This window comes from Microbacterium sp. HSID17254 (genome assembly GCF_003989315.1).
Lineage (GTDB): Bacteria > Actinomycetota > Actinomycetes > Actinomycetales > Microbacteriaceae > Microbacterium.
Genome location: NZ_RBLT01000094.1, coordinates 1 through 1409 on the forward strand (window position 1 = coordinate 1; position 1409 = coordinate 1409).

1 protein-coding gene and 2 pseudogenes are annotated in these 1409 nt (G+C 69.7%); all 3 read left to right on the forward strand.

The genetic code is table 11. The annotated features are described in order from the left end of the window. Positions 1-229: pseudogene (locus D8M34_RS19890) on the forward strand (IS481 family transposase); the annotation flags it as partial. Between the two features lie 232 nt (positions 230-461). Further along, positions 462-677 (forward strand): annotated as a pseudogene (locus tag D8M34_RS19895) (integrase core domain-containing protein); the annotation flags it as partial. A gap of 72 nt (positions 678-749) precedes the next feature. Continuing rightward, on the forward strand, positions 750-1409 hold a 660-nt coding region (locus tag D8M34_RS17870), incomplete at its 3' end, for a hypothetical protein (protein ID WP_148113087.1).

Consider the following 1409-nt stretch of genomic DNA (forward strand, 5'->3'; position numbering starts at 1 on the left):
CACGGTCGCGACAGCCTCGAACACCGCCGAGCCCGCTACGGACCCCCCGTCGGCTACGACTTCATCCACAGCGCGATCGACGACCACACCCGCCTGGGCCTACGCCGAGATCCCCGACGACGAACGCGCCGAGACCTGCGCCGGGCTCCTACGCCGCGCCACCGGGCTCTTCACCGCTCACCGCATCGACCGGATCGAACGCGTCATGACCGACAACGCGATGATCCACCGGCGCCCCGCCGCATCCCGCGCCGCCCTCGCCGCCATCGGCCCCCACGCCCGGTTCCCCCGCCGAACGCGCCGAGACCTGAGCCGGGTCCCGCCGACGCGCCACCGGTTTCTTCACCGCTCACGGCATCGACCGCATCAACCGCGTCATCACCGACAACGCGAGGGTCTAGCGGCGCGCCGCCGCATGGCGCGACGCTCTCGCCGAGATCCGCGCCCACGCCCTGGTACCCCGCCGCTACCGCCCGCAGACCAACGGCAAAGCCGAACGGTACAACCGGACCCTCACCGAGGAATGGGCCTACCAGCGACCCTTCACCAGCAACGCCGACCGCGCCGCCGCGCTACCGGGCTGGCTCCACACCTACAGCCACCACCGCGGCCACACCGCCATCGGCGGCTACCCACCCATCACCCGCGTCAACAACGGGGCTGGAAGGTACAACTAGAGGCTGCACCTGCACTAGAATCTAGGACAGCCCACTGCAAAACCCGTAGTTGCACATGGAGAGGAGCCGGCTATGTTTCGGGGCCGTTTTGGCGATACGCACGTCGCCCCGGCGCCGCTCTTCGACGTCGGCGATCCCCTGGCCGCTCCACCGTTCGACGCGCACGAAGTGCAGTTCCGCATGCCCGTGTCGCTCTCGGCGCTGTTGGACGGCATGGCCACGGCTGGCTTGGACGAGGACGTGGCGGCGTGGGGGACGGACGAACCGCTGCTGGTGCAGGAGCAGGTTCTGCGCCGGGTGCAGGAGGCCGGGGGCTACGCGGCCGATCCAGCGAGCGCCGGTATCGGTCGGCCGGCGCGTTTGGAGCTGGCCGCGGTGGTGGAGGCTGCGGTGCCGCGGATCGACGCGGCGCGGTTGCACTGTCACATCTACATCGGGTCGACAGCGTGTGTGCTGGCCACGGGGGAGCGGTTCCCTGTGTGTGCATCCCAGATCGAGCGGGGTGTCTTCGGCCTTGCCCACAGTTTCCACAACGCTGACGTGCAGGAGCTCGCGGAGCGTGAGTTTGGCGTGACATGGGGTCGTCCTCGGCCGAGCGCCAAGCTGGACGAGATCGTGGATCCGCCGTGGCACGAGCACGTCGATCCTTCGGCTGTCCGTGGTGTGTGTCCCGGGCCGTGGGAGGTCCAGGGTGTGCGGGTCGTGGCCGACGAGGAGAGCCTGCGTCTTGCG